We start from the raw sequence: 25773 nt of genomic DNA, 5'->3' as shown, positions 1-25773 counted from the left end.
CGCTGCGCCGCGCGGCGCGATTCACGGCTGCAGGTATGCGCTCGTCCTCACGTTCGCCGGACAGAACACGCGGAATTCGACCGGGTCGTCCGGCGGCGGCTGTTCGACGATGCCGCACGCATGCAGCACGTGCTGCAGCGCGGAAATCGCCTGCCCGTCCGGATCCTGGTCGATCGCGAGATCCATCGCGCCGGCTTCGATGAAGGTGCGGTGCAGATCGATCATCTCGTGGCCGATCCACACGACGCGCCCGATCGCGCCGGCCTTGCGCAGCGCCGCTTCGATGCCGACCGAACCGGCGCCGCTGTTGTAGATCGCGACCACGTCGTCGTGCGCCTGCAGCGCCTTCGACACCACGCGGTAGCAGCGGTCGTCCTGGTCGAGCGTCTCGATCGGCGCGTCGTCGCAGCGCACGGCGGCGAACGCGTCGGCGAGCTGGTCGCGGCAGCCGGCCATCCGGTCGACGTGCGCGCGGTAGCCCATCCGGCCGCCGAGCAGCAGCACGCGGCCGGGGCGCGCCGCGAGGCGGCCGATGTAGTAGCCGGCCGTGCGCCCCGCGCGATAGTTGTCGATGCCGGCGAAGTGCGCGCGGTCGATGCCGCCGATGTCGGTGACCATCGTGACGACGGTCTCGCCACGCGCGATCGCGCCGGCCAGCGCGTCGCGCATGCGGGCCGTGTCGTGCGCGGTGACGATCAGCGCCGCGCGCCGGTACGCGGGCCGCTCGATCAGCGCGGCGGCGCGCGCGTCGTCCGCGGCGGGCAGGATCGTCCGGTGCACGACCACGCGCCGGTCGAGCATCTGCAGCGAGCGCTGCAGCGCCTGCTGCAATCGTCGGAAGAACGGCGCATCGGTGTCCGGCAGCAGCACGTCGACGTGGATCAGCCCGTGCCGCGTGTCGGGCAGTTGCCGCGGCACGCCGAGCTGCCGCGCGGCCGCCACCACCCGTTCGCGCGCCTGCGCGGAGACGCTGCCGCGCTCGTTCAGCACGCGATCGACGGTCGTCGTGCTGACGCCGGCGAGCGCCGCGATCTCGTCGAAGCGCGCGGTGCGCTTGCGCCAGCGCGGCCCGGATTCACCTGCCATGGTCGTCTCCATCGTGAAGGGTCGCCATCGATCGCGTGGCGTTGTCGGGAACGCTAAAGCGATGGCGAAATTTCGTCAACGTTTCGATTGAGGCGGGGCGGCCGGTCGCCTAATTTCGGTCTTATGGCGAAGCGCTTGCCGCGCTTTCCGCGCACCAGAACCCCAGGAGACAGACGTGGCCCATACCGACGACCCGGCACGCGAGCGCACGGCGGCGCGCCGTCAGGCATACCGAATGATCGGCGGCGCCGGCGAGCGCGCGCACGCGGCCGGGCTCGTCAACGCCGCGTGGTACCGGTGCGCGGTGCCGCGCCCGCTGATGAAGCAGCTGATGCAGCGCGGCGATGCGCGTGCGATCCGCGACACGCTGATCTGGTACGCGGCGATCGCGATCAGCGGCGCGCTCGCGTGGCTGGCGTGGCGCGCGCATTCGGCGTGGGCGATCCCGGCGTTCTTCGTGTACGGCACGCTGTACTGCAGCCCGGCCGATTCGCGCTGGCACGAATGCGGGCACGGCACCGCGTTCCGCACGCGCTGGATGAACGACGCGTTGTACCAGGTCGCGTCGTTCCAGGTGTTCCGCCGCGCGACCGCATGGCGCTGGAGCCATGCGCGCCATCACACCGATACGCTGGTCGTCGGGCGCGATCCCGAAATCGCCGCACCGAAGCCGACCGACTGGCTCGCGCTCGCGCTGAACGTCGTCGCGTTGAAGCACGTGGCCGGCGAGTTGCGCAAGATGATCGCGGTGTCGGTCACCGGCCGGCTCGACGACGAGGAGCGCACCTACGTGCCCGAATCGGAATGGCCGAAGGTCGTGCGCGAGTCGCGCATCCATCTGGCGATCTACGCGCTCGTGACGGGCGCCGCGGTGTACTGGCACACGATCCTGCCGCTGCTCTACATCGGGCTGCCGAGCCTCTACGGCGCGTGGCTGTACCTGTACTTCGGCCTCACGCAGCACGCGGGCATGCCCGAGAACGTGCTCGATCACCGGCGCAACTGCCGGACCGTGATGATGAATCCGGTGTTCCGCTTCCTGTACTGGAACATGAACTATCACGTCGAGCACCACATGTTCCCGATGGTGCCGTTCCATGCGCTGCCGAAGCTGCACGAAGCCGTGAAGGCCGACATGCCGCCGCCGTACCGCAGCACGCTGGCGGCCTATGCGGAGATCGTGCCGGCGCTGGTCCGGCAGACCCGCGACCCGTCCGACTACGTCGTGCGGCCGGTGCCCGATGCCGCGCGTGCATGACCGTTATCGAACTTCCGACGAAGGAGACACACACCATGACGCAATGGATCGACACCGGCGCGCTCGACGACATCGACGACGAAGACGTCGCGCGCTTCGATCATGCCGGCCGCACGTACGCGATCTACCGGATCGACGGCGAGGTCTATGCGAGCGACGGCCTGTGCACGCACGAGCAGGTGCATCTCGCGGACGGGCTCGTGATGGATCACGTGATCGAATGCCCGAAGCACAACGGCCGCTTCGACGTGCGCGACGGCCGGCCGCTGTCGGCGCCCGCCTGCGAGAAGCTGCGCACGTATCGCGCGAAGATCGAAGACGGTCGCATCCTGATCGAGGTATGACGCGATGACCCACGACCGGGTGATGGCGATCGTCGGCGCGGGCCATGCGGGCGGCCGCGCGGCGCAGGTGTTGCGCGCATCCGGCTGGCGCGGGCGTATCGTGCTGATCGGCGCGGAGCCGCATCCGCCGTACGAGCGGCCGCCGTTGTCGAAGGGTGTGCTGACGGGCGAGCGCAGCGCGGCGCAATGCCGGTTGCGCGATGCGGAAGCATGGGCGGCCGATCGCATCGAACGGAGCGTCGCGACCGTCGAGCGCATCGATCCGCCCGCACGCGAAGTGCGCGTGTCCGGCGGGCAGGTGGTCGGCTACGACGCGTTGCTGCTGGCCACCGGCGGCCGTGCGCGCCGTCTTTCCATTCCGGGCGCGGCGCTCGACGGCGTAGTTGCGTTGCGCACGCTCGACGATGCGGCCGCGCTCGGTGCGCGGCTCGTGCCCGACGCGCGGATCGTGCTGATCGGCGGCGGCTTCATCGGTCTCGAAGTCGCGGCGTCGGCGCGGCAGCGCAGCTGCCGCGTGACCGTGCTCGATGCGGCACCGCGGCTGCTTGGCCGCGCGGTGCCGGAAGCCATCGCGACGCGCGTGCATGCGCTGCACGACGAACAGGGCGTGGCGATCCGTCTGAACCGGAAACCGGTTGCGATCGAGCGGATGTCGGGCGGTGCGCTGGCCGTCGTGCTCGACGACGGCGACACGCTGCTCGCCGACACGGTCGTGGCCGGCATCGGCATCGAACCGTCCGACGAGCTCGCGCGCGCTGCGGGCCTTGCGGTCGAGCGCGGCATCGTCGTGAATGCGCAGCTCGAGACGTCGGCGCGCGGCATCTACGCGGCCGGCGACGTCGCGGTGTTTCCGAGCGCGTTATCGGGGTTGCCGATTCGACAGGAGACGTGGCACGGCGCCGACACGCAGGCGCACGTCGCGGCCCGCAACATGCTTGGTGCCAGCGAACCGTATCGCGACATACCGTGGTTCTGGTCCGATCAATACGATGCGCAGTTGCAGGTGGCCGGGGAGCCGGCGCTCGGCACGCAGTCGGTCGCGCGCGTGCTCGGCGACGATGCGGAAATCCATTTCCATTTCGATGCGGGCGCGCGGCTGGTCGCGGCGAGCGGCTTCGGCCGTGCGGCGGGATTCGCGAAGGAAATGCGCGTGGCGAGAATGCTGGTCGAGCGCGGGATCGACGTGACGCCGGCAGCGGTCGCGGACGTCGACGTGAAGCTGAAATCGCTGGTGGCGGCCGTGAATGACCGGTAGAAGAACGGCGGGCAGTGAAGCGCGCGGCAGTGCAGGCCGCGCGCTTCATTCAGACCGCGATCAGGCCATCGCGTGCAGGCGCAGATACAGCCCGGCTGCCGCCGCGCCGCCGAGCAGCGGGCCGACGACCGGCACCCATGCATAGCGCCAGTCGCTGTCGCGCTTGCCGGGAATCGGCAGCAGCGCATGCATGATGCGCGGCGACAGGTCTCGCGCCGGGCTCATCGCATAGCCGGTCGGGCCGCCGAGCGAGATGCCGATGCCGAGCACCAGCAGGCCGACGGGCAGCGCGTCGAGTGCGCCGAGGCCGACCTGCGGCGACGCGAGATACAGCACGCCGAGGATCAGCACGAACGTGCAGATTGCTTCGGTCAGCACGTTGTGCGTGACGCTGCGGATCGCCGGCGCCGTGCAGAACACCGCGAGCTTCAGGTCCGCATCGGCTTCCTTCGCGAAGTGCTGGCGATACGCGAGCCACACGAGCAACGCGCCTGCCATCCCGCCGAGCATCTGCGCGAGGATGTAGCCGCCGACCTTCGACCACGCGAACTTGCCCGCGAGCGCGAGACTGATCGTGACGATCGGGTTCAGGTGCGCGCCGCTGAACGACGCGGTCACGTAGACCGCGACGAATACCGCCATCGCCCAGCCCATCACGATCACGATCAGGTCCGCGCCTTTGCCCTTGGTCTTGGCAAGCAGCACGTTTGCGACCGCGCCGTTGCCGAGCAGCACGAGGATCGCCGTGCCGATGAATTCCGCAATATAAGGTGACATGTTGTCTCTCGTAGATTGCGGCGGACTCGCGCGCTGCGCGGTCCGCCGGTGTTGTTGTATTTCGTTCGAGGGTGTTGCGGTTACTGCGTGTCGTCGGCCCATGCCTTCGCGGCGCGTACCGCGCGCTGCCAGCCGGCCATGCGCTGCTCGACCTGCTCCTTCGGCATCGACGGTGCGAAGCGGCGATCGAGCTGCCACTGGTCGCGCACTTCGTCGAGGTTCTTCCAGTAGCCGATCGCGAGGCCCGCGAGGTAGGCCGCGCCGAGCGCGGTCGTCTCGGTGATCTGCGGACGCACCGCGTCGACGCCGAGCAGGTCGGCCTGGAACTGCATCAGCAGGTCGTTCGCGCTCGCGCCGCCGTCCACCCGCAGCTCGCCGATGCTGATGCCCGAATCGGCTTCCATCGCGGCCAGCACGTCGAGCGACTGGTACGCGATCGCATCGAGCGCCGCGCGGGCCAGATGCGCGGCGCTCGTGCCGCGCGTGACGCCGAACACCGAGCCGCGTGCCCGTGCGTTCCAGTGCGGCGCGCCGAGGCCGGCGAACGCGGGCACGAGGTAGACGCCGTCGGTATGCGGCACACTCGCGGCGAGCGCTTCGATTTCCGCGGCCGTCTTGATGATGCCGACGCCGTCGCGCAGCCACTGCACGACCGCGCCCGCGATGAAGATGCTGCCTTCGAGCGCGTACTGCACGTCGTCGCCGATCTGCCATGCGATCGTCGTGACGAGGTTGTTCTTCGACTCGATCGGCTTGTCGCCGGTGTTCATCATCAGGAAGCAGCCGGTGCCGTAGGTGTTCTTCACCATGCCCGAGGTCGTGCACATCTGGCCGAACAGCGCCGCGTGCTGGTCGCCGGCGATGCCCGCGAGCGGGATCTTCGACGCGAACACGGTGGTCTTCGTGTGGCCGTAGATCTCCGACGACGCCTTCACTTCCGGCAGCATGCTGCGCGGGATGTCGAGCAGTTCGAGCAGCTCGCTGTCCCACTCGCGCGTGTGGATGTTGAACAGCATCGTGCGCGACGCGTTGGTCACGTCGGTCACGTGCAGTTCGTGCTTCGTGAAGTTCCACACGAGCCAGCTGTCGACGGTGCCGAACGCGAGCTTGCCCTGGCGCGCCTTGTCGCGCGCGCCCGGCACGTTGTCGAGGATCCAGCGGATCTTCGTCGCGGAGAAGTACGAGTCGATCGGCAGGCCGGTCTTCGCGCGCACCTTCGCTTCGAGGCCCTGCTTCTTCAGCGAATCGCAGAAGTCGGCGGTGCGGCGATCCTGCCAGACGATCGCGTTGTAGACGGGCTGGCCCGTCTCGCGATCCCAGACGATCGTCGTTTCGCGCTGGTTGGTGATGCCGATCGCGGCGATCGACGTGCCGTTCAGGCCCGTGCGGGTGACGGCTTCGGCGGCGACGCCGGCTTGCGTCGACCAGATTTCCTGCGGGTCGTGCTCGACCCAGCCGGGTTGCGGGTAGATCTGTTCGAATTCCTTCTGGGCGATCGATACGATATTGCCCTGGCGATCGAACAGCATCGCGCGGGAACTCGTGGTGCCCTGGTCAAGCGCGAGGATGTACTGGTCCTGCATGTCTCTCATCTCCATCCGTGGATTGGCTTAGTTGTGATGCGCGCCGCATGCGGGCGGCGCGTCGGTGAATCAACGTCGGTCAGGCAACTGCAACTGCATTCGCATCAGGCGTGCGGCGCATGCGCTGCGGCGAACCACGCATCGACCGCGGCGGTCACGGCGTCGAGCGTGCCGGGCGCGACGTGCAGCCCGAGCTTCGAGCGGCGCCACAGCACGTCCTGCGCGCAGGTCGCCCATTCGGCGTCGCGCAGGTAGCGCAGTTCCGCGTCGTGGATGCCCGGCGCGATTTCGGCGCCCAGATCGGCAAGCGACTTCGCGCCGTCGATCACGCGCTCCGCACGCGTGCCGTACGCGCGTGCATAGCGGCGCGCGAGTGCGGCGGGCAGCCACGGGTGGCGTTTCGCGAACGCGCCGGCGAACGCGTCGAACTTCGCGTTCGCGATGTCGCCGCCCGGCAGCGCGACGCCGGCCGTCCAGGTCTTCGCGTCGCGGCCGAGCGCGCGGCACAGCATGTCGCCGGCTTCTTCGGCGAGCTTGCGGAACGTCGTGATCTTGCCGCCGAACACCGACAGCAGCGGGGCGCCCGCGCCGTCGTCGAGCTCGAGCCGATAGTCGCGCGTGACGGCCGATGCGTTCGCCGCATTCTCGTCTTCCAGCAGCGGGCGCACGCCCGAATAGGTCCAGTGCACGTCGGCCGGCGAGATCTTGCGCTTGAAATAGCGGTTGATCGAATCGCACAGGTACTGCGTCTCGTCGCGATCGATCGCGACCTTCGCGGGATCGTTCGTGTATTCGACGTCGGTCGTGCCGATCAGCGTGAAGTCGTGCTCGTACGGAATCGCGAAGATGATCCGCTTGTCCGGATTCTGGAAGATGTACGCGTGATCGTGGTCGAACAGGCGGCGCGTGATGATGTGGCTGCCCTTCACGAGCCGCACGCTGTGATGCGCGCCGCGGCCGAGCGCGCCGTGCAGCACGTCGCCGACCCACGGGCCGGCCGCGTTCGCGATCGCGCGCGCGTGCACGACGCGGATCGACCCGTCGGCCTGCTGCAGCCGCGCTTCCCATTCGTCGCCGCGGCGTTCGGCGGAAACGAGCTTCGTGCGCGTCAGGATCTCGGCGCCGCGCTCCTTTGCATCCATCGCATTCAGCACGACGAGGCGGGCGTCGTCGACCCAGCCGTCGGAATACACGAAGCCGCGCTTGATCGAGTCGATCAGCGGCGCGCCGGCCGCATGGCGGCGCATGTCGATGCCGCGCGAGCCGGGCAGCAGTTCGCGTTTCGCGAGGTGATCGTAGAGGAACAGGCCGATGCGGATCAGCCAGGCCGGGCGCAGGTTCGGCATGTGCGGCATCACGAAGCGCAGCGGCCACATGATGTGCGGCGCCGCGCGCAGCAGCGTCTCGCGTTCCTGCAGCGCCTTGCGCACCAGCCCGAACTCGTTGTACTCGAGGTAACGCAGGCCGCCGTGAATCAGCTTCGTGCTGGACGACGACGTGTGCGACGCGAGGTCGTCCTGCTCGCAGAGCATGACCGACAGGCCGCGGCCGGCCGCATCGCGCGCGATGCCCGCGCCGTTGATGCCGCCGCCGACGACGAGCAGATCGTAGCGATTCGGTTGGGTCACCTGCTGTCCTTATCGTCTGTTGAAATATGGCGAACATGAAATGTTCGAATTCGAAATTTAACGAACGGAATCGAAAAAGTAAAGTTCGAAAAAGCGGGGCCAGTAGCGCGCGACACGATCCCGGACGATACTGGCGGAGTCGACCGTTTCGCGAGGTGAATCATGCGTATTGGGATGTGGGCCGGCATGTGCGCCGTCCTTCTGGCGGGCTGCAGCGCGGGGACGCCGCCGCTCACCGGCAACTGGCGGGCGCCGTCGTTCGTCGACTTGCAGACGTCGTGCGGCGGCACGGCGCGCGACTGGGGCGCGGACGCGCAGCCGGTCTACTCGACGCTGTACGACGCGTACGTGGCGAAACGGTATCGCGGGCTCACCGAAGCGAACTATTGCGCGTTCGTAAACGAACTTTCGACCCACTATGTGGCGCCCGACGCGGCGACACGGGCCGGCTGGATCGCGTATTTCAACGGCGCGCGCGCGCAGGCCATCAGCTGGCGGGCGGCGGTCGATCCGACGTTGCGCGGCGGCTGAAGCCGGCGGCGGCGAACGGGCAGGCGGGAGGCAGGAACGACCGCGCGGCCGGAGTCCGGCCGCGCGATCAGGTCAGGAACAGCGGGGCTTACGAATAGCGGTACTTGATGGATCGCAGCGCGGCGTCGCCGGTCTCGGTCACGCAGTATTTGCGCCCCGAGCCGAGCCCTTCCAGGCGGACGAGTTGTTGTTCGAGCAGGATGTCCAGTTCATCCCGATCCATGTCGCGCTGGTCAGGCGCGTCCTTTACAAGCAAGAGCGTGGCGAATTCATGCGGACTCAGCATCGTTCTCTCCATGGCAATCGGACTGCCCGCGCGGCCGGCGCATACGCCGCCGCGCGATACCCCGCAGGGGTATGGCTTGGGGGGAAAGCTGTATTCGCCGGCCCTGCAATTCGCACCGCCCTGGCACAGGCGGCTCGGCGAACGGGCCGGGGAACTGGAGTCTAGTCGAGCGCGCAGGCAACGACAAATCGTGCCCCGTTAATTTTCCGTTTGACAGAAAGGGCCACCACAAGCGGTCCGCGCGCGGCGCCAACTTCTTGATTTCACTTGAAGTTTCAGGTGCAGTGCAGCATCGCAAGCGTCATTCCGCGACGTACACCTGGGTGCCGGCGGCGGCCACCGTATCGGCCATCTCGGGCGGCAGCGGCTTGTCGGTGAAAAGCGCGTGCACCTGGCTCAGATGGCCCTGGCGCACCAGCGCCGGGCGGCCGACCTTCGAATGGTCGGTCACGAGGTAGACCGTGCGCGCATGCTGCATGATCGCCTCGGCGACGCGCACCTCGCGCGTGTCGAAATCGCGCAGCGTGCCGTCGGCCTCGATCGCCGACGTGCCGATGATCGCGTAGTCGACCTTGAACTGGCGGATGAAGTCGATCGCGAGCTCGCCGACGATGCCCTTGTCCCACGGCCGCACGATGCCGCCCGTGATCAGCACCTCGCAGTCGGGGTAGCCGCTCATCATCGACGCGACGTTCAGGTTGTTCGTGATCACGTGCAGCCCGTGATGGCGGTTCAGCGCGCGCGCGACTTCCTCGGTCGTCGTGCCGAGGTTGATGAACAGCGACGCCTGGTCGGGGATGTGCGACGCCGCGAGCGCCGCGATGCGCCGCTTCTCGTCGTGGAACATCCGCTGGCGCGCCGTGTACGACACGTTCTCCGAGCTGGTCGGCAGGCTCGCGCCGCCGTGGTAGCGGCGCAGCAGGTTCAGGTCGGCGAGCCAGTTCACGTCGCGGCGGATCGTCTGCGGCGTCACCGCGAAGTGCGCGGCGAGATCGTCGACGGTCACGAAGCCGTCGCGCTGCACCCATTCGAGCAGTTCCTGCTGGCGCGCGTTGAGGGTGAGGCGGGGATCTCGGGTCATGGCTCGATGGTCGTGTCGTGAGACGGAGCGGGTATTGTAAGGGCGGCAACGGCGTTCGGCCGGCCTGCCGGGCATCGCTGCACATGATTCATGTAGAAATTGCATGGATTCATGTGACAAATGAATTTGTGCGATTGCGCTGATCGCGCTGCAATGGCGGATTGCCCGCTCACGCGGGCGGGTTCATTCGGCTTTCGACGAGGTGGTATCGATGACTGATTTCAACTGGCACAACCCGTATCCGTCGACCCGCATTCCGGTGTTCGCGCGCAACGTCGTGTCGACGTCGCACCCGCTGGCCGCGCAGGCCGGGCTGCGGATGCTGTGGAAGGGCGGCAACGCGGTGGACGCGGCGCTCGCCGCCGCCGCCGCGATCACGGTCGTCGAGCCCGTGTCGTGCGGGCTCGGCGGCGATGCATTCGCGCTCGTGTGGGACGGCGAGCGGCTGTCGGGGCTGAATGCATCGGGCGTCGCGCCGGCCGCCTGGAACGTCGACTACTTCCGCAAGCGCCATGGCGAGGACGCGCGCGGCATCGCGAACAAGCCGACGCGCGGCTGGGACACCGTCACCGTGCCGGGCGTGATCGCAGGCTGGGAAGCGCTGCACGCGAAGTTCGGTTCGCTGCCGTTCGCGGACCTGCTCGAGCCGGCGATCGAGATTGCGGAGCGCGGCTATGCGGTGCCGCCGATCGTCGCGCACAAGTGGGCGGCGGCCGTTCCCGAACTGCAGGGCCTGCCGGGCTTCGCGGACACCTTCATGCCGCGTGGCCGCGCGCCGCTCGTCGGCGAACGCGTGTGCCTGCCCGGTCATGCGCAGACGCTGCGCACGCTCGCGAAGGACGGCGCCCGTGCGTTCTACGAAGGCGCGCTCGCCGAGCGTATCGCCGCGTTCGCGCGCGAAGGCGGCGGGGCGCTGACCGAAGCCGACCTGCGCGCGTACCGGCCGGAATGGGTCGAGCCGATCGGCAAGCGCTTCGGCCGCCACACGATTCACGAGATCCCGCCGAACGGGCAGGGCATCGCCGCGCTGATCGCGCTCGGCATCGCCGAGCATGCGGGCGCGACCGAATGGCCGGTCGACTCGGTCGATTCGCAGCATCTGCAGATCGAGGCGATGAAGCTCGCGTTCGCGGACGTCTATCGCTACGTCGCCGATCCGCGTGCGATGGACGTCACGCCCGAACAGATGCTCGACGATGGCTATCTCGCCGAACGCGCGAAGCTGATCGATCCTGCACGTGCGACGCACTTCGCCGCCGGCCGCCCGCATTCGGGCGGCACGATCTACCTGTCGGCGGCCGACGAACGCGGGATGATGGTGAGCTTTATCCAGTCGAACTACATGGGCTTCGGTTCGGGGCTCGTGGTACCCGGCACGGGCATTGCGCTGCAGAATCGCGGGCACGGCTTCTCGATGGACCCGGCTTCGCCGAACGTCGTCGCGGGCGGCAAGCGGCCGTTCCACACGATCATCCCGGCGTTCGTCACCGAGGAAGCCAACGGCCGCACCGAGGCCGTGATGAGCTTCGGCGTGATGGGCGGCGACATGCAGCCGCAAGGCCACCTGCAGACCATCGTGCGGATGCTCGGCTATGGCCAGCAGCCGCAGGCCGCGTGTTGCGCGCCCCGCTGGAAGGTCAACCGCGACTTCACGCTCGACGTCGAGGCGACGATGAACCGCGCGACGGTCGACGCGCTGGCCGCCCGCGGCCATACGATCAAGTCGATCGACGATCCTTACATGGATTTCGGTTCGGGGCAGTTCGTGTGGCGCCTCGATCCCGACGATCCGGAGCGCGGCTACGTAGCCGCGAGCGACAGCCGGCGCGACGGGCTGGCAGTCGGTTTCTGACGGATCGCTTCCAGCTTTCCCGGCAGTTTTCCCGCATCACGGGCGGCCCGGCGGCCGCCCGTTTCGTTTGGGCTCGGCGCATACCATCGAATGCGCGCAAGCGGTTTGAAGGTCTCGTCTAACGAACGGCAACAGGCGCCGTGGAACTGCGCCTGTCGGGGATGGTCAGTGCTTTGGAGCACGAACATCAAAGTCCGGCTAAGATGCCAGGATGGTTCGGCCGGACCGATTCACTATAAACGCATGTAAAACGCCGCCCGCGGATCGGCTGGCGCCTGTGCCCCAGGCATGGGCCGGCCTCCGCGCGACGACTGGGAGCGCACCACCATGGACACCAAAACGACGCATGTGATGCCGTGGCGTATCGAGGACATCGACCTGAACCGGATCGATCGTCAGCGTGCCGCCGCGAACGAGGATCTGCTGCTGCTGCTGTGCGCGTCGTCGTTCATCGAAAGCGGCTCGGATCTCTATACGAGCAATCTGAGCGAATTCTTCAATGACGATCCGGAAGTCTCCTCATGGCTCAACAATGCATGGGAGCACGAAGAATTGCAGCACGGCCGCGCGCTGAAGGCGTACATCGCGCACGTGTGGCCCGAGTTCGACTGGGATACCGCCTTCGCGAATTTCTTTGCCGAGTATTCGAAGACCTGCTCGGTCGACGCGTTCGAGAAAACCCGCGCACTCGAAATGGTCGCACGCTGCGTCGTCGAGACGGGCACGGCCACGCTCTATCGCGCGATCAACGAATGCTCGGACGAGCCGGTGCTGAAGGAAATCACCGACAACATCCGCACGGACGAAGTGCGTCACTACAAGCACTTCTTCAAGTTCTTCAAGAAGTACAACCAGGTCGAAGGCAACGGCCGGCTCGCGGTGCTCGGTGCGCTGGCGCGCCGCGTGATGGAAATCAAGAACGAGGATTCCGAGATCGCGCTGCGCCATGTATTCGCGATCCGCTATCCGGACCGCGTCGGCGACAGCCAGTACAACCGCGAGCGCGCCGCGCGCATCAATTCGCTGGTCCGGCGCAACCTGTCGGCCGACATGTGCGTGAAGATGCTGCTCAAGCCGCTCGACCTGCCCGCGAAGATCCAGCCGGGCGTCCACTATCCGCTCACGAAGATCACGCGGCACGTGTTCCTGCGCTGAGCGCGGCGGCGGGGCCCGTCGCGCGTATGCTGGCGCATCCTCATCCGATCCGCACCCGGGCCACGCCATCATGACCGATACTCATCGCCACGCGCTCGAACAATGGACGTTCGACACGTGGCCGTCCGCCGTCGTGTCGCTGTTCGACGGCACCGCACTCGAGCGTCATGCCGACGTCGCCGCGTCGCTGATCGTCGCGACCGACGACGGCCAGTTGCGCACGACGCTGCTCGGCGTCGGTGAGATCTATGCACACGATGCGCGCACGCTGCTGATCGCGCTCTGGCCGAAGTCGCGGGCGGCGCGTGCAATCGCGCAACGGCGCACGGCCGCGTTGACGCTCGTCGCGGACGGTGCGTTCTTTCAGGCGCAACTGGAGATGGCGCCGCTCGAGGGAGACTTCGGCGGACTGGCCGGATTCGCTGCGACGATCGCGCAAGGCGATGCGCAGCGGGTCGGCTATGCGCGTCTCGCGACAGGCGTCACGTTCACGCTGGAAGGGGAGCGCGCCGCGGTGCTCGCACGCTGGCAACGCCAGATCGAGCACCTGCGGCGCGCGGCCGCGCGGCTTCAGTGACCGCGCTGGCCGCTGCGCGACGAACGGTTGCGGTTCGGATGCGCAGCGTTGCCGCTTGCCGGGCGGGCGCTGTTGCCGCCGCTCGCCGGACGTCCGCCGCTATTACCACCGGCGCCGGCGCCGCCTTGCGTGCGCGGCTTCGCGGCCTTCTGCGGTGCAGCCTTCGGTTGCCCGGCCTTCGGTTGCGCGTTGCCGTCGCGTTTCGCGGCCGGCTGGCCTGAGCCGCCGGCACGCGGCTGGCGATTGCCGCCGCCACCACCACCGCCACCGCCGCGCGGCTGCTGCTGCCCGCGGCGCTGCTGGATCGGCTCCGGCTTCACGTTCGGATCGGGTTCGAAGCCCGCGATCACTTCCTGCGGGATCTCGCGCTTGATCAGCCGCTCGATGTCGCGCAGCAGCTGCTTCTCGTCGACGCACACGAGCGACACGGCTTCGCCGGTCGCGCCTGCGCGGCCCGTGCGGCCGATCCGGTGCACGTAATCCTCGGGTACGTTCGGCAGGTCGAAGTTGACGACGTGCGGCAACTGGTCGATGTCGATCCCGCGCGCGGCGATGTCGGTCGCGACGAGCACCTGCAGCGTGTTGCTCTTGAACTCGGCCAGCGCGCGCGTGCGTGCCGACTGGCTCTTGTTGCCGTGGATCGCCATCGCGCTGATGCCGTCCTTCGTCAGCTGCTCGGCGAGCCGGTTCGCGCCGTGCTTGGTGCGCGTGAACACGAGCACCTGGAACCAGTTGTGTTCGCGGATCAGGTGCGTGAGCAGCTCGCGCTTGCGGTCGCGGTCGACCGGGTGGATCTTCTGCGCGACGCTTTCGGCGGTCGTGTTGCGGCGAGCGACCTCGATCAGCGCCGGCGAGTCGAGCAGGCTGTCGGCGAGCGCCTTGATTTCATCGGAGAAGGTCGCCGAGAACAGCAGGTTCTGGCGCTTCGGCGGCAGCTTCGCGAGTACGCGCTTGATGTCGTGGATGAAGCCCATGTCGAGCATCCGGTCGGCTTCGTCGAGCACGAGGATGTCGAGATTCGACAGGTCGATGGTCTTCTGCTGCATGTGGTCGAGCAGGCGTCCCGGCGTCGCGACGACGATGTCGACGCCGCGCTTGAGCGCATCGATCTGCGGATTGATGCTGACGCCGCCGAACATCACGGTCGAGCGCAGCTTCACGTACTTGCTGTACGCGCGCACGCTTTCCTCGACCTGGGCGGCGAGTTCGCGCGTCGGCGTGAGGATCAGTGCGCGCACCGCGCGCTTCGCGCCACGTTGCTCGGTGTAGAACGTGTGCAGGCGTTGCAGGATCGGCAGCGTGAAGCCGGCGGTCTTGCCGGTGCCGGTCTGTGCGCCGGCGAGCAGGTCGCCGCCGCCGAGGACGGCCGGGATCGCCTGCTGCTGGATCGGGGTCGGCGACGTGTAGCCGAGCTCGTTGACCGCCTTGACCAGCGGTTCGGCCAGGCCGAGAGATTCGAAAGACATAGATACCACTCTTGAGTTTTATGATCGGCGATGCATCGCGCGGCCCGCGCGGCAAACCTGCATCGCAAAACAGCCAAAAAGCAAAAGGGCGCGGCCGCGGTTTCCCGCAGCCGCGCCCCGTGTGTGTGAGCCGCTTCTTAGTCGAGCGGCGCGGAACGCAGATCGCTCACCTGTTGCGGCGAGATCGGCGTACCGTTGTTACCCCAAGACATCCGGATATACGTGACGACCGCCGCGACCTCCTGATTCGACAGCGACTGTGCGAACGGCGGCATCCCATACGGACGCGGATTCTTGAACGTGCTCGGCGGGTAGCCGCCATTCAGCACCATGCGGATCGGGTTGACGGCCGATTCCATCATGATCGAGTGGTTGCCCGCGAGCGGCGGATAGGCCGGCGGCTTGCCGGCGCCGGTTTCGGCGTGGCAGGTCGCGCAGTTGTCCGCGTAGATCTTCTTGCCCTGGTCGAACAGCGCGTTGCCGAACTGCTTCGACGGCTCGTACTGCATGTTCTTCGGCGCTTCAGCCTTCTGCGGGATCGACTTCAGGTACGTCGACATCGCGCGCGTATCTTCGTCGGTCATGTACTGCAGGCTGTTGTGGACCACGTCCGCCATCGGGCCGAATACCGCGCCCTTCTGCGACACGCCGGCTTGCAGCAGGTCGGACAGCTCCTGCACGTGCCAGTCGCCGAGGCCGAGTTCCTTGTCGTTCGTCAGCGACGGCGCATACCAGTTCTGCAGCGGGATCAGGCCGCCGGCGAACGCCGACGAGCTCACCGGGCCGCCCATCATGTTGATCGACGTGTGGCACATCGAGCAGTGGCCGAGGCCTTCGACGAGATATGCGCCGCGGTTCCATTCGACCGACTTCGTCGGATCCGGCTTGTACTCGCCTTCCTTGAAGAACAGCGTGCGCCAGCCGATCAGCAGGTTGCGGTTGTTGAACGGGAACTTCAGTTCGTGCGGACGGCTCGGCACCGACACCGGCGCCACCGAGCGCAGGTACGCGTAGATCGCGTCCGAATCGGCGCGCGTGACCTTCGTGTAGCTCGCGAACGGGAAACCCGGGTACAGCAGGCTGCCGTCCTTCGAGCGACCCGTGTGCATCGCGCGGTAGAAGTCGTCCGACGTCCACTTGCCGATACCGGCCTGGTCGTCCGGCGTGATGTTCGGCGTGTACATCGTGCCGAACGGCGTCGCCATCGGCAGGCCGCCGGCGAACGACTTGCCGCCGCGCACGGTGTGGCACGCGATACAGTCGCCGACGCGCGCGAGGTATTCGCCCTTCTTGATCAGCGCGGCCTGGTCGGCCGGCGTGGCCGCGACGGCGGCAGCGCCGTGCAGCGTGTCGTTGCCGGGCCACAGGACCGGCACGAGGGCGGCGGCCGCGACGATCGCGACGGCCGAGAGTGCAAACAGGGACTTGCGTTTCATTGTGTCTGTCTCCCTTGCCTTATTGCGGTTCGCTGCCGCAGGCGAGCGGAGTCTTCATCGAACGCGCCGGGGCCGGCACGGGGTTGGCGGGCGCCGGTTGCGCGGCGAGCCATGCGGTCACGGCCGTCACGTCTTCGTCGGAAAGCTTCGCGGCGATGTCGTGCATGCAATCGGGCGCCTTCGCGTGGCGGTTGCCCGAGCGCCATGCGCCGAGCTGCGCGCTCAGGTAATCGGCGTGCAGGCCGACGAGGCCCGGGATCGCCGGCTGCATGCCGGTGAGCCCTGCGCCGTGGCAGGCCACGCAGGCCGGCAGCTTGCGGGACGGGTCGCCCTGCGTGACGAGCTGCTTGCCGCGTGCGAGCGTCGCGGCCGGCAGCGTCGGCTTCGCCGGCGTCGGGTACGGCGGACGCTCGGCCGAGAAGTGCTCGGCGATTTCGCGCAGGTAGTCGTCGTTCAGGTACGTCAGCAGGTAGTTCATCGGCGGGTACTTGCGCCGGCCGTCACGGAAGTTGACGAGCTGGTTGTACAGGTACTCGGCCGGCTTGCCGGCAAGACGCGGGAAATAGTCGTTGTCCGTGCCTTGGCCGTGAACGCCGTGGCATGCGGTACAGCCGCGCACGCGCTCGGCCATGGTATCGGGTGCCTTGAGCGGCGCCTGCTGGGCGTGCGCTTGCTCCGTGGGCTTGGTCTGCGCTTGGGCAGCGCTCATAAGGCCCGCGCCGCCGATCATCAGAACGGCGAGCAGCGGACGGAAGAGGCGTCTTGAAGACACACGAGACTCCATGTTTATTCGTCGGGGACCTTGTCCGGGCTACGATCGGCTCGGCGCATGGACGGCAGGACAGCCGGGCTGCTGCGACGCGGCATTCTATCATCGATGGGTAATGACGGCTATTTGACGAAAGGACATCGGTTCCTGTCTGTTTGCGACTTGCGACAATTTGACGCGCATTGCGCGACGGTCGAGTGAACCGGCGTGCGCTTTCACCCTCGAAGACCGTACACTCGCGGGTCGCGCGGCGCCGCCTCCGCCGCAGGTCCAGTCATTTCTCCCGTTTCCGGATTCATCGATGACGTTTCTTACCCTGCCGTTGCCTGCCTCACGCTGTCCGTCCCGTTGCCGCCGCATTGCCGGCCTGCCGCTTGCGGGAGGGAATGCGCGATGAAGTTCGACAGCTTGTGGATCGGTCAGGTCGCGCTTGCTGCGCTGATGGATGCGGCGTTCGCGATGGCGGTCGGCTCGGCGCTGCTCAAGGCGTGGCTCGGCAAGGACGGCGCGCGGCCGCTCGTCGCGCCGTCGCATCCCGCATGGCTGCGCGCGCAACATTCGCTGGTCGCGGCGGCGCTGGCGCTGGTGCTCGCCGATCTCGGCTGGCTCGTCTACGAGGCCGCGACGATGAGCGGCGCGGGGCTCGGCGGCGCGTTCGCCGCGATGCCCGTCATGCTGATGCAGACGCACACGGGCTTCGCGTGGAGCGTCGCGTTCGCCGGCGCGGTGGTGCTCGCGATCGTCGCGCTCGCGAAGCCGGACGGCCCGGTCGCGCATGCGGTGCTGTGGCTCGCGGTGATCGTGGTCGCGGCCGGCAAGGCCTCGCTCGGCCATGCGGCCGATAGCGGCGTGCTGTCCGCGGCTGTCGGCGTGCAGACGCTGCACCTGCTGGCCACCGCCGTATGGGGCGGCCTCGTGCTCGCGGGCGGGCTCGCGGTGCTGCCGGCGCTGGGGGCGTCGGTCGCGCGCGGCGCGCTGATCCGCATCGGCCAGCACCTGTCGCGCACGTCGATCGTCGCGGTCGTCTTCGTGCTCGGCACCGGCGTGCTCAACGCGATCCGCGGGCTCGGCGGTTCGCTCGCGCCGCTCGACGGCAGCACGTGGGGGCGCGTGTTGCTGCTGAAGCTGCTGCTCGTCGCGCTCGCGCTCGTGCTCGGCGGGCTCAACCGCTTCTCGGCGCTGCCGCGCCTGCGCCGCACCGCGTCGACCGAGGACGCGCACACGTTCCGCAACATCCTGCATCTCGAAGGGATGACGATGATCGGGGTGTTCGTCGCGGCGGCCGTGCTGTCGTTCAGCGTGCCGGGGTTCGCGGCGCTCGGCTGACCGGGGAGGCCGTGCGGGGCAGGGTAGCGACGCTTCTGTCGACGCCCCGCGGATCGCAGAAGCAAAAACGGCCGCCTGTCGGGCGGCCGTATCGTTCCGAAGCCGGTACGCGGCGTGATCGTCGCGCATCCCGGCTCGTCTCACTCCTTCATCACCACTCCGCGACGCTGCCGTCCGCGTGGCGCCACACCGGGTTGCGCCAGCGATGGCCCGTCTTCGCCATCTCGCGCACCTTCTCCTCGTTCACGTCGATGCCGAGCCCCGGGCCCTGCGGGATCGCGACGAAGCCGTCTTCGTAGCGGAACACCTCGGGGTTGCGCAGGTAGTCGAGCAGGTCGTTGCCCTGGTTGTAGTGGATGCCGAGGCTCTGTTCCTGGATGAACGCGTTGTAACTGACCGCGTCGAGCTGCAGGCACGCGGCGAGCGCGATGGGCCCAAGCGGACAGTGCAGCGCGAGTGCGACGTCGTAGCTTTCCGCGAGCGTCGCGATCTTGCGGCACTCGGTGATGCCGCCCGCGTGCGATGCGTCCGGCTGGATGATGTCGACGTAGCCGCCCGCGAGGATGTGCTTGAAGTCCCAGCGCGAGTACAGCCGTTCGCCGAGCGCGATCGGCGTGTTGGTCTGGTTGACGATGTCGCGCAGCGCCTCGGCGTTCTCCGACAGCACCGGCTCCTCGATGAACATCAGCTTGTACGGATCGAGCTCCTTCGCGAGCACCTTCGCCATCGGCTTGTGCACGCGGCCGTGGAAGTCGACGCCGATCCCGACGTGCGGGCCGACCGCGTCGCGCACCGCCGCGACGTTCGCGATCACCTGCTCGACCTTGTCGTAGGTGTCGACGATCTGCAGCTCTTCGGAGCCGTTCATCTTCACGGCCTTGAAGCCGCGCTCGACGACCGCGCGTGCATTGTTCGCGACGTCGCTCGGCCGGTCGCCGCCGATCCACGAATACACCTTGATGCGGTCGCGCACCTGGCCGCCCAGCAGCGCGTGCACCGGCACGCCGTGATGCTTGCCCTTGATGTCCCACAGCGCCTGGTCGACGCCCGCGATCGCGCTCATCATGATCGGGCCGCCGCGGTAGAAGCCCGCGCGGTACATCACCTGCCAGTGATCCTCGATCAGGAGCGGGTCGCGGCCGACGAGGTAGTCGGCCAGTTCCTGCACGGCGGCCTCGACCGTGTGCGCGCGGCCTTCGACGACCGGCTCGCCCCAGCCGACGATACCCTCGTCGGTTTCGATCTTGAGGAACAGCCAGCGGGGCGGGACGACGAAAGTTTCGAGGCGGGTGATTTTCACGATGCGAGTCTCCATGGTTGACCGGCGCGGGCGCTCGGGCGCGGCGCACGGTCGCGTGCTTTCACGGTTATCCTAGCGTAGCCCGATAAAAAATAGTATTAATAGCACTATTGTGCAGATAGTGGGCAGCCGGCACGCCGGCGCAACGGAGAACGATCATTCAACGCGACCTGCATGGACAGACGGCCTTCCGGCTCGCGACGGCGATCCTGCGCGGCGACTATCCGCCCGAATCGCTGCTGCCGAGGGAACCCGACCTGATGGAGATGTACGGCGTGAGCCGTACGGTGATGCGCGAGGCGCTGCGCACGCTGACGTCGAAGGGGCTGGTCGAATCGCGGCCGAAAGTCGGCACGCGCGTGCGCCCACGCCGTGCGTGGAACCTGCTCGATGCCGATCTGCTCGACTGGTATGCGCGCGTGGCGCCGCCGCTCGCGTTCGCGCTGAAGCTGCAGGAGATGCGCGAGATGATCGAGCCGTACGCGGCCGCGCTGGCCGCGCGTACCCATACACCCGACGCGTTCGACGCGATCGAGGGCGCGGCGCGCGCGATGGCCGCCGCGCGCAACGTCGACGAATGGGTGCGCGCCGACCTGCGCTTTCACCTGAGCGTGCTGGAGGCCGGCGGCAACGAGCTGCTGGTGCCGCTCGGCGCGCTGATCGATCGCACGCTCGAGGCGCAACTGCAGCTGAACGCGCGTCGGGCGGACGTGTACAACGCGTCGCTCGCCGAGCATACGGCCGTCAGCGATGCGATCCGCGTGCGCGACGAGGACGGCGCGCGCCGCGCGATGGCAACGCTGCTCGCGGTGACGCGCGCGCGGATCGAGATGTCGTGACGGGAGCAGGGCGGTTGGTGCCGCGCCGTCAGGCGTTCGCGCAGCCGCCCGGCTTGTGGATGCGTTCCGTCGACGGCGGATACTTCGCGAGCAGGCTCGCCGGCCGCCGCGGGCGCGCGACCAGGTCGCCGCCGCAGTTCGGGCAGCGGCCCTTCAGCACGTCGTCCGCGCAGGTCGCGCAAAACGTACACTCAAATGTACAGATGCGCGCTTCCGCCGAATCGGGCGGCAGGTCCTTGTCGCAGCATTCGCAGCCGGGGCGCAGTTCGAGCATGACGGTCTCCTGGGTCGGTGGGGATGGGCGCCGCCCGGACATTGCGTGCGGCGCATGCGAGCGCTACTGTACGCGTTTGGATCGGCCCGGCCAACGGTGTCCCGCCCGGGCGCCGGCGATGCGCACGGGCTGCACCGGGAGACGACCATGCTTTATCGCGGAAGCTGTCATTGTGGAGACGTGACGTTCGAGGCGGAAGGCGACCTGCAGGGCGTGATGGCGTGCAACTGCTCGATCTGCCAGCGCAAGGGTGCGCTGATGTGGTTCGTGCCGCGCGACCACATGAAGCTGCTGACGCCCGACGAGAATCTGGCGACCTACATGTTCAACAAGCACGTGATCCGGCATCGCTTCTGCAAGCGCTGCGGGATTCATGCGTTCGGCGAAGGCGTCGATCCGAAGGGCACCGCGATGGCCGCGATCAACGTGCGCTGCCTCGAGGGCGTCGACCTCGACGCGCTGCCCGTCACGCACTACGACGGCCGCTCGCACTGAGCGGCGCGCCGGCGCGGGCGCCTGCGCGCCGCGATCAGGTCAGGATGGTTGCACGGCCGCCGCGTTCGGCGCAGGCGTTTCCGCTTGCGGCGCCGGGCCGGCGGTGCGCGTGCCGGCGTCGGCCGGGCGTTCGATCAGCGGCGCGAGCGCCGGCGCCATCGACTTCAGCAATTGCACCGCCATCGCGCTCGTGAAATCGTAGCGCGCCGCATACGGCTCGTGCGCGGTCGCCGTCAGCACCCCGAAGAACCGGTCGCCGATCACGAACACGAAGGTGCCGCTGCGGTTGACCTTGCGCGACTCGATCAGCCGCGCGCCGCGTGCATAGACGTTGAAGCGCTGGTCACCCGTCCCCGTCTTGCCGTACACGTCGAGCGTCTTGCCGTCCGGCAGCGTGAGCCCGCCCGCGAGGCGGCGCGCGGTGCCGTGGAGCACGACGTCGCGCAGCAGCGCGTGCGTCACGTTGACGATCTCCGGCGCCAGCATCGGCTGCGGCTGCGCGGCCGCGCGCACGAAGCGGGTTTCGTACGGCGTGCCCTTCGCGAAATCGAGCCGCGTGATCGTCTCGGTCGGCGCCTTCTGGCCGCCGTCCGCGATCAGGCCGATCAATTTCGCGAGCGCATCGGGCTGGTCGCCCGATGCGCCGATCGCGGCCGCATAGGACGGCGTCACTTCCGCGAACGGGTAGCCGAGCGCGCGCCACGACTTCGTGATCTCCGCGTACGCGCGCAGCTCGACCATGCGGCGGATGCGCCGGTCCTGCGTCGCGTGGTAGCGGGTCTTGTACAGCCACGAATACGTGTAGAAACGCGCATCGCGGCTGTCGCGCTGAACGTCGGCGAGCGCTGTGCCCGGGTGCGCGCGCAGGTAGTTGAGCGTCCACAGCGCGAGCGGATGGACGCTCGCGATATAGCCGCGGTCGTTGAGGTTGAAGCGGTCGATCGCGTACTTCGCATAGAGCGCGGCGAGATCGTCGTCGGACAGCGTCGCGGCCGGCGTGCCCTTCAGTTGCGCACGCATCTGCGCATCGAACCACGCGAGCGATTCGTTCGGCGCGACGCTGCGCAGCACCGTCGCGATCTTCGGCGGCGACTTGCGTACGTCGCGCAGCATCAGCGCGAGCGCGTCGTCGGGCGCCTTGCCCGCATAGCGCGTGTAGTAGCGCTTCACGTAGACCTGGCTTTCGCCGTCGACGAATTGCTGGAGGTAATGCTGGCGCTGCGCGGGATCGTTGAGCCACGACGACGACGGGCCGGCCGCCTGCAGCGTCTCGTAGTGGACGATGTCGCGCATCAGCCGCACGAACACGAGGTTCACCGAGTGCTCGAACGCCGCGTGCAGCGTCAGGATGCGGCCGTTGTCCGACTTCTCGAAGTTGGAGAACACCTGCGCGCCGCCGCCCGTGTAGAACACGTCCGGGCTCGCCGAATACTTGCGTTCGACGGCCGCGTCGAGCATCGCCTGCAGCGAGCGGTCGCGCGTATGCGACAGGTAGTCGAGCGCCCAGCGCGACAGAGCATCGATCGGATCGGGCTTCACGCGCGCCAGCTCCGCGTTCGACAGGTTCGCATAACGCGCATGCAGGTCGGCGACGATCTGCAGGTACGTGATCAGCGTGCGCAGCTTCGCGGTCGAGCCGAGGTTGATGCGGCCGCCGCGATTCACGTCGAACGGCTGGTTCACGCTGTCGGTCTGCACGCGCAGCATGTTCGCGCCGTTGCGGTGCTCGTACAGCGTAAAGCTGTACGTGAGGTGCGACGGGTCGTCCTTCGGCGCGAGCATCTCGAAACCGTACAGGCCGGCGGCCTGCGCGCCGTCGCGCGTCGACGCCCGCGCGAGCCGCTCGGCGACCGCCTGCTGCACGCCGTTGTCGAGGGTGCTGGTGGCCTGGAGGTCGAGCTGGTCGAGCTGGTACAGGTCGCTGATGCCGAGCGCCGACAGCAGCGACGCACGCGCGGAGGTGACGGCCTTGCGCGACACGAACGACTGCACGCGCGGGGCCGGCGGCGGCGCGCTGCGTTCGATCTGCGCGGCGAGCGCGGCATCGCGCAGCGCGGGCGAGATCACGCCGCCGTTCGACAGCAGCCGCAGGTAGCTGTCGGTCAGCTTCTGCAGCGCCGGATAGCCGCGATTGAGGAAGTACGACGGCGCGCGCTGCGCGATCAGCAGCGACAACACCTCGCGGAACGTCTTGCCCTGCTGGTCGACGTTGTCGCCGGTGGTCGGCGCGGACAGCACGCGGTTCACGTCGTTGAAGTCGCGGCCGTACCACGCGGCGAGACCGTCGCCGATGCCGGTGATTTCGCCCACGTGCGGCCGCGCGGCGAGCGGCACCGAGTTCAGGTAGCGCACCACGATCGTGCGGCGCGCGAGCATCGTCTGCGGGCCGTTCAGGTAGGCGCGCACCGACGCGGAGGCGATCTGCCGCAGCTTCTCGGGCGGCGTCGCGGTGCGGCCCTCGGGCGAATGGCGGAACTTCTCGATCTGCGTCGCGAGCGTGCTGCCGCCCGGGCGCGCCTGGTGGCGGTTGACGACGTGCAGCGCCTGGTCGGCGAGCGCGCGGCCGAAGCGCCCCCAGTCGAGTGCCGGGTTGCGGTTCGGCTCGTTCGCATCGAGCAGGTAGCGATCCTCGATGAACAGCAGCGAATCGGTGATCACGCGCGGCACCGTGTCGAAGTCGGCATAGACGCGCTGCGGGAACACGGTCGCGAACAGCGGCGAGCCGGTCGAATCGAACAGCATCAGGCCAGTCTGGTCTTTCTCTTCGTAAGGAAGGAACAGCCCGCGCTGGCCGAGCGACAGCATCCGCTGCGAATCGCGCGCCTGTTCGCTGACGACGAAGCCGCGCGCGAGCAGCCGCTGCTGGAACGCGGGAATCATCGCGTAGCCGAAGCGCTGGTCGTACGGGCCGTTCGCGGGGAAGCGGATGTGATCGCTCGGCCCCGCCTCGACCGTGTAGCCGACGTCGCGGGTGAGCTCGGACAGGTAGCGCGCCTGCAGCCGGGACGTTTCGATCTCGGTCTGCACGAGCCGCGCGACGATCGCCACCGCGATCAGCAGTGCGGCGAGCAAAGACCACTTGACCCACGTCCAGACCGATGCGGCACCGGTCACGCGCGGCAGGATACGATTCAGCGGCCGATTCATGGCGGCGTCTCCCTGAGGGACGCGGTTATCCGGCCGCACCCCATTAAGGATTAGTGTAGTCCTCCGCGGCGGGCTGCCAAGAGCGGTTGACTACCGAGATGCGCCGGCGCAACAGGCGTGCCCAGGCCAGCCGGGCGACGGGCCAACGGCCGTCGGCGCGCCTGCCGGCGCGCCGCCACGGCCATGCGAGGGTCGAGCGGGCAGCGGTGAGTCGGCGTGAAAAAATGGTGCGCGATTCCACGGTTCATTCAACTGACGAAATGGTCGATCAGGTGATCGACGAAAAGCCGGGCCTTGCGCGGAAAGTGCCGCCGGCTCGGGTACGCGACATTCATCTCGAGTTCCTCCAGCAGATAGCCCGGAAGCAGCGCGATCAATCGGCCTGTATCGAGATCCGGCTGGACGAGGAAGTCGGGCAGGACCGCGATGCCCATGCCCGACAGCGTCCAGTTGCGCAGCAGTCCGATGTTGTTCGACGACGCGGACTTGTTGGGCCGCACGGTAATGCGCGTCTGTTCGTGGTCGAACGACAGGTATTCGCCGGCGAAATCGGCATGGAACGCGAGACACGCATGCGACGCGAGATCGTGCGGATGGGCCGGCGCGCCATGTCGTTCGACATAGTGTGGCGCAGCGCAGACGATCCGGTGGATTCGCGAGAGCGGGCGCTTCACGAGGGTGTTGTTGCTGATGTGCTGGGACAGCAGCAGCCCGAGGTCGAAGCCCTCGGAGACGAGGTCGACGTGACGGTCCACGATCGTGACTTCCGGCACGATGGCCGGATGGCGTGCCTTGAACGCGTCGATGGCCGGCGCGAGCACGTGCATGCCGAACATGACCGGCGCGGCGATTTTCAGCGATCCGATCGGCTCGTGGTGCATCGATGCGATCGTTTCCTCGACCCGGTCGATTTCCTCGATCACGTGACGGATCTGCGCCAGATAGAGGTGGCCCGCGTCGGTCAGCGACAAACTGCGGGTCGTGCGATTCAGCAGGCGTGCGCCGAGCCGGTCCTCGATGCCCATGACGAGCCGGGTGGCCGACGAATTGGAGATGTTCAGTTCCGTGGCCGCGCGCGCAAAACTGTGCAGTTCGGCGACCTTGACAAATAACCGCATCGGTAGGAGTTCGTCCATTTTTTTATCGATAAAGAGAAAGTAACAATTGAATTCTATCTATCGATTTGATGACTTGAACGACTCGTTTAGGCGAATGATTATTATGGAATCGCATATTTATCTGGTGTGCGAAAGGTCCCAGAATGGTGGGTTTGAAGCGCATGTTGCCCGTCGCACCATTGATTTGTCC

General features: G+C 67.8%; 23 protein-coding genes. 10 read left to right on the top strand and 13 right to left on the bottom strand.

Annotation, left to right across the window (positions count from 1 at the left end; genetic code table 11):
- Positions 1–21: 21 nt before the first annotated feature.
- The gene (locus HWW87_RS24180) at positions 22–1086 is read right to left on the bottom strand and encodes a LacI family DNA-binding transcriptional regulator (RefSeq protein ID WP_175822446.1); all 1065 of its coding nucleotides are present in this window, start codon (positions 1084–1086) and stop codon (positions 22–24) included.
- Positions 1087–1261: 175 nt separating this feature from the next.
- Here HWW87_RS24180 and HWW87_RS24175 point away from each other — a divergent pair, with 175 nt between their 5' ends.
- From HWW87_RS24175 to HWW87_RS24165, 3 genes are read left to right on the top strand one after another with little or no spacing between them, the layout of a single operon-like run.
- Positions 1262–2344, top strand: a complete 1083-nt coding sequence (locus tag HWW87_RS24175; RefSeq protein ID WP_175822445.1) for a fatty acid desaturase family protein — start codon at positions 1262–1264, stop codon at positions 2342–2344.
- A gap of 35 nt (positions 2345–2379) precedes the next feature.
- Positions 2380–2688, top strand: coding sequence for a non-heme iron oxygenase ferredoxin subunit (locus HWW87_RS24170; RefSeq protein WP_011546150.1), 309 nt, complete (start codon positions 2380–2382; stop codon positions 2686–2688).
- Positions 2689–2692: 4 nt separating this feature from the next.
- Positions 2693–3943, top strand: a complete 1251-nt coding sequence (locus HWW87_RS24165; protein ID WP_175822444.1) for an FAD-dependent oxidoreductase — start codon at positions 2693–2695, stop codon at positions 3941–3943.
- A 60-nt stretch (positions 3944–4003) separates the two neighbouring features.
- Here HWW87_RS24165 and HWW87_RS24160 read toward each other — a convergent pair whose 3' ends face one another.
- From HWW87_RS24160 to glpD, 3 genes are all read right to left on the bottom strand, one after another.
- The gene (locus tag HWW87_RS24160) at positions 4004–4720 is read right to left on the bottom strand and encodes an MIP/aquaporin family protein (protein WP_011353113.1); all 717 of its coding nucleotides are present in this window, start codon (positions 4718–4720) and stop codon (positions 4004–4006) included.
- Between the two features lie 80 nt (positions 4721–4800).
- Positions 4801–6303 carry a glycerol kinase GlpK gene (glpK, locus tag HWW87_RS24155; RefSeq protein ID WP_174434835.1) on the bottom strand — a complete coding sequence of 501 codons (1503 nt, stop codon included), beginning with the start codon at positions 6301–6303 and terminating at the stop codon, positions 4801–4803.
- Between the two features lie 104 nt (positions 6304–6407).
- On the bottom strand, positions 6408–7931 hold the full coding sequence (gene glpD / locus HWW87_RS24150) for a glycerol-3-phosphate dehydrogenase (RefSeq protein WP_175822443.1): 1524 nt from the start codon (positions 7929–7931) through the stop codon (positions 6408–6410).
- Positions 7932–8093: 162 nt separating this feature from the next.
- On the opposite strand from glpD, the gene HWW87_RS24145 reads away from it, so the two are divergent.
- Positions 8094–8462 (top strand): hypothetical protein, encoded by a 369-nt coding sequence (locus HWW87_RS24145; RefSeq protein WP_175822442.1) that lies wholly within the window; start codon positions 8094–8096, stop codon positions 8460–8462.
- An 88-nt stretch (positions 8463–8550) separates the two neighbouring features.
- On the opposite strand, the gene HWW87_RS24140 is transcribed toward HWW87_RS24145, so the two are convergent.
- Positions 8551–8748, bottom strand: coding sequence for a hypothetical protein (locus HWW87_RS24140; RefSeq protein WP_006477892.1), 198 nt, complete (start codon positions 8746–8748; stop codon positions 8551–8553).
- A 301-nt stretch (positions 8749–9049) separates the two neighbouring features.
- Positions 9050–9829, bottom strand: coding sequence for a DeoR/GlpR family DNA-binding transcription regulator (locus tag HWW87_RS24135; protein WP_006493999.1), 780 nt, complete (start codon positions 9827–9829; stop codon positions 9050–9052).
- 211 nt (positions 9830–10040) lie between these two features.
- Between HWW87_RS24135 and HWW87_RS24130 the strand changes: the two genes are divergently transcribed.
- The 3 genes from HWW87_RS24130 to HWW87_RS24120 all read left to right on the top strand — a co-directional run bounded on the left by HWW87_RS24130 (position 10041) and on the right by HWW87_RS24120 (position 13413).
- Positions 10041–11681 carry a gamma-glutamyltransferase family protein gene (locus tag HWW87_RS24130; protein WP_175822441.1) on the top strand — a complete coding sequence of 547 codons (1641 nt, stop codon included), beginning with the start codon at positions 10041–10043 and terminating at the stop codon, positions 11679–11681.
- A 327-nt stretch (positions 11682–12008) separates the two neighbouring features.
- Complete coding sequence (locus tag HWW87_RS24125) at positions 12009–12836, top strand: ferritin-like domain-containing protein (RefSeq protein WP_175822440.1); 828 nt, start codon at positions 12009–12011, stop codon at positions 12834–12836.
- A gap of 70 nt (positions 12837–12906) precedes the next feature.
- On the top strand, positions 12907–13413 hold the full coding sequence (locus HWW87_RS24120) for a hypothetical protein (RefSeq protein ID WP_175822439.1): 507 nt from the start codon (positions 12907–12909) through the stop codon (positions 13411–13413).
- Here HWW87_RS24120 and HWW87_RS24115 read toward each other — a convergent pair.
- From HWW87_RS24115 to HWW87_RS24105, 3 genes are all read right to left on the bottom strand, one after another.
- On the bottom strand, positions 13407–14879 hold the full coding sequence (locus tag HWW87_RS24115; protein ID WP_175822438.1) for a DEAD/DEAH box helicase: 1473 nt from the start codon (positions 14877–14879) through the stop codon (positions 13407–13409). The two genes, HWW87_RS24120 and HWW87_RS24115, sit on opposite strands and share 7 nt — an antisense overlap.
- 137 nt (positions 14880–15016) lie before the next feature.
- Entirely contained in the window at positions 15017–16315 is a 1299-nt protein-coding gene (locus HWW87_RS24110; RefSeq protein WP_174389779.1) for a cytochrome c, read from the bottom strand.
- A gap of 19 nt (positions 16316–16334) precedes the next feature.
- Positions 16335–17099, bottom strand: a complete 765-nt coding sequence (locus tag HWW87_RS24105; RefSeq protein WP_124453691.1) for a c-type cytochrome — start codon at positions 17097–17099, stop codon at positions 16335–16337.
- A gap of 378 nt (positions 17100–17477) precedes the next feature.
- Here HWW87_RS24105 and HWW87_RS24100 point away from each other — a divergent pair, with 378 nt between their 5' ends.
- Positions 17478–18410, top strand: coding sequence for a CopD family protein (locus HWW87_RS24100; protein ID WP_174433928.1), 933 nt, complete (start codon positions 17478–17480; stop codon positions 18408–18410).
- A gap of 151 nt (positions 18411–18561) precedes the next feature.
- Here the strand turns inward: HWW87_RS24100 and dgoD are convergent, their stop codons facing one another.
- Positions 18562–19710, bottom strand: coding sequence for a galactonate dehydratase (gene dgoD / locus HWW87_RS24095; RefSeq protein ID WP_021160175.1), 1149 nt, complete (start codon positions 19708–19710; stop codon positions 18562–18564).
- Positions 19711–19865: 155 nt separating this feature from the next.
- On the opposite strand from dgoD, the gene HWW87_RS24090 reads away from it, so the two are divergent.
- Complete coding sequence (locus HWW87_RS24090) at positions 19866–20549, top strand: FadR/GntR family transcriptional regulator (RefSeq protein ID WP_034185441.1); 684 nt, start codon at positions 19866–19868, stop codon at positions 20547–20549.
- A 28-nt stretch (positions 20550–20577) separates the two neighbouring features.
- Here HWW87_RS24090 and HWW87_RS24085 read toward each other — a convergent pair whose 3' ends face one another.
- A complete protein-coding gene (locus tag HWW87_RS24085) occupies positions 20578–20823 on the bottom strand; it encodes a DUF1272 domain-containing protein (RefSeq protein ID WP_006483256.1) in 246 nt (81 codons plus the stop codon).
- Positions 20824–20970: 147 nt separating this feature from the next.
- Here HWW87_RS24085 and HWW87_RS24080 point away from each other — a divergent pair, with 147 nt between their 5' ends.
- The gene (locus tag HWW87_RS24080; RefSeq protein ID WP_174433930.1) at positions 20971–21318 is read left to right on the top strand and encodes a GFA family protein; all 348 of its coding nucleotides are present in this window, start codon (positions 20971–20973) and stop codon (positions 21316–21318) included.
- A 39-nt stretch (positions 21319–21357) separates the two neighbouring features.
- Here the strand turns inward: HWW87_RS24080 and HWW87_RS24075 are convergent, their stop codons facing one another.
- Positions 21358–24465, bottom strand: coding sequence for a transglycosylase domain-containing protein (locus HWW87_RS24075; protein ID WP_175822437.1), 3108 nt, complete (start codon positions 24463–24465; stop codon positions 21358–21360).
- 248 nt (positions 24466–24713) lie between these two features.
- Positions 24714–25601, bottom strand: a complete 888-nt coding sequence (locus HWW87_RS24070; RefSeq protein WP_175822436.1) for a LysR family transcriptional regulator — start codon at positions 25599–25601, stop codon at positions 24714–24716.
- Positions 25602–25773 lie beyond the last annotated feature (172 nt).

The organism is Burkholderia sp. BCC0419 (assembly GCF_902830285.1).
In the GTDB taxonomy this organism is placed as follows: domain Bacteria; phylum Pseudomonadota; class Gammaproteobacteria; order Burkholderiales; family Burkholderiaceae; genus Burkholderia.
This window is presented reverse-complemented; position numbering and strand designations above follow the sequence as displayed.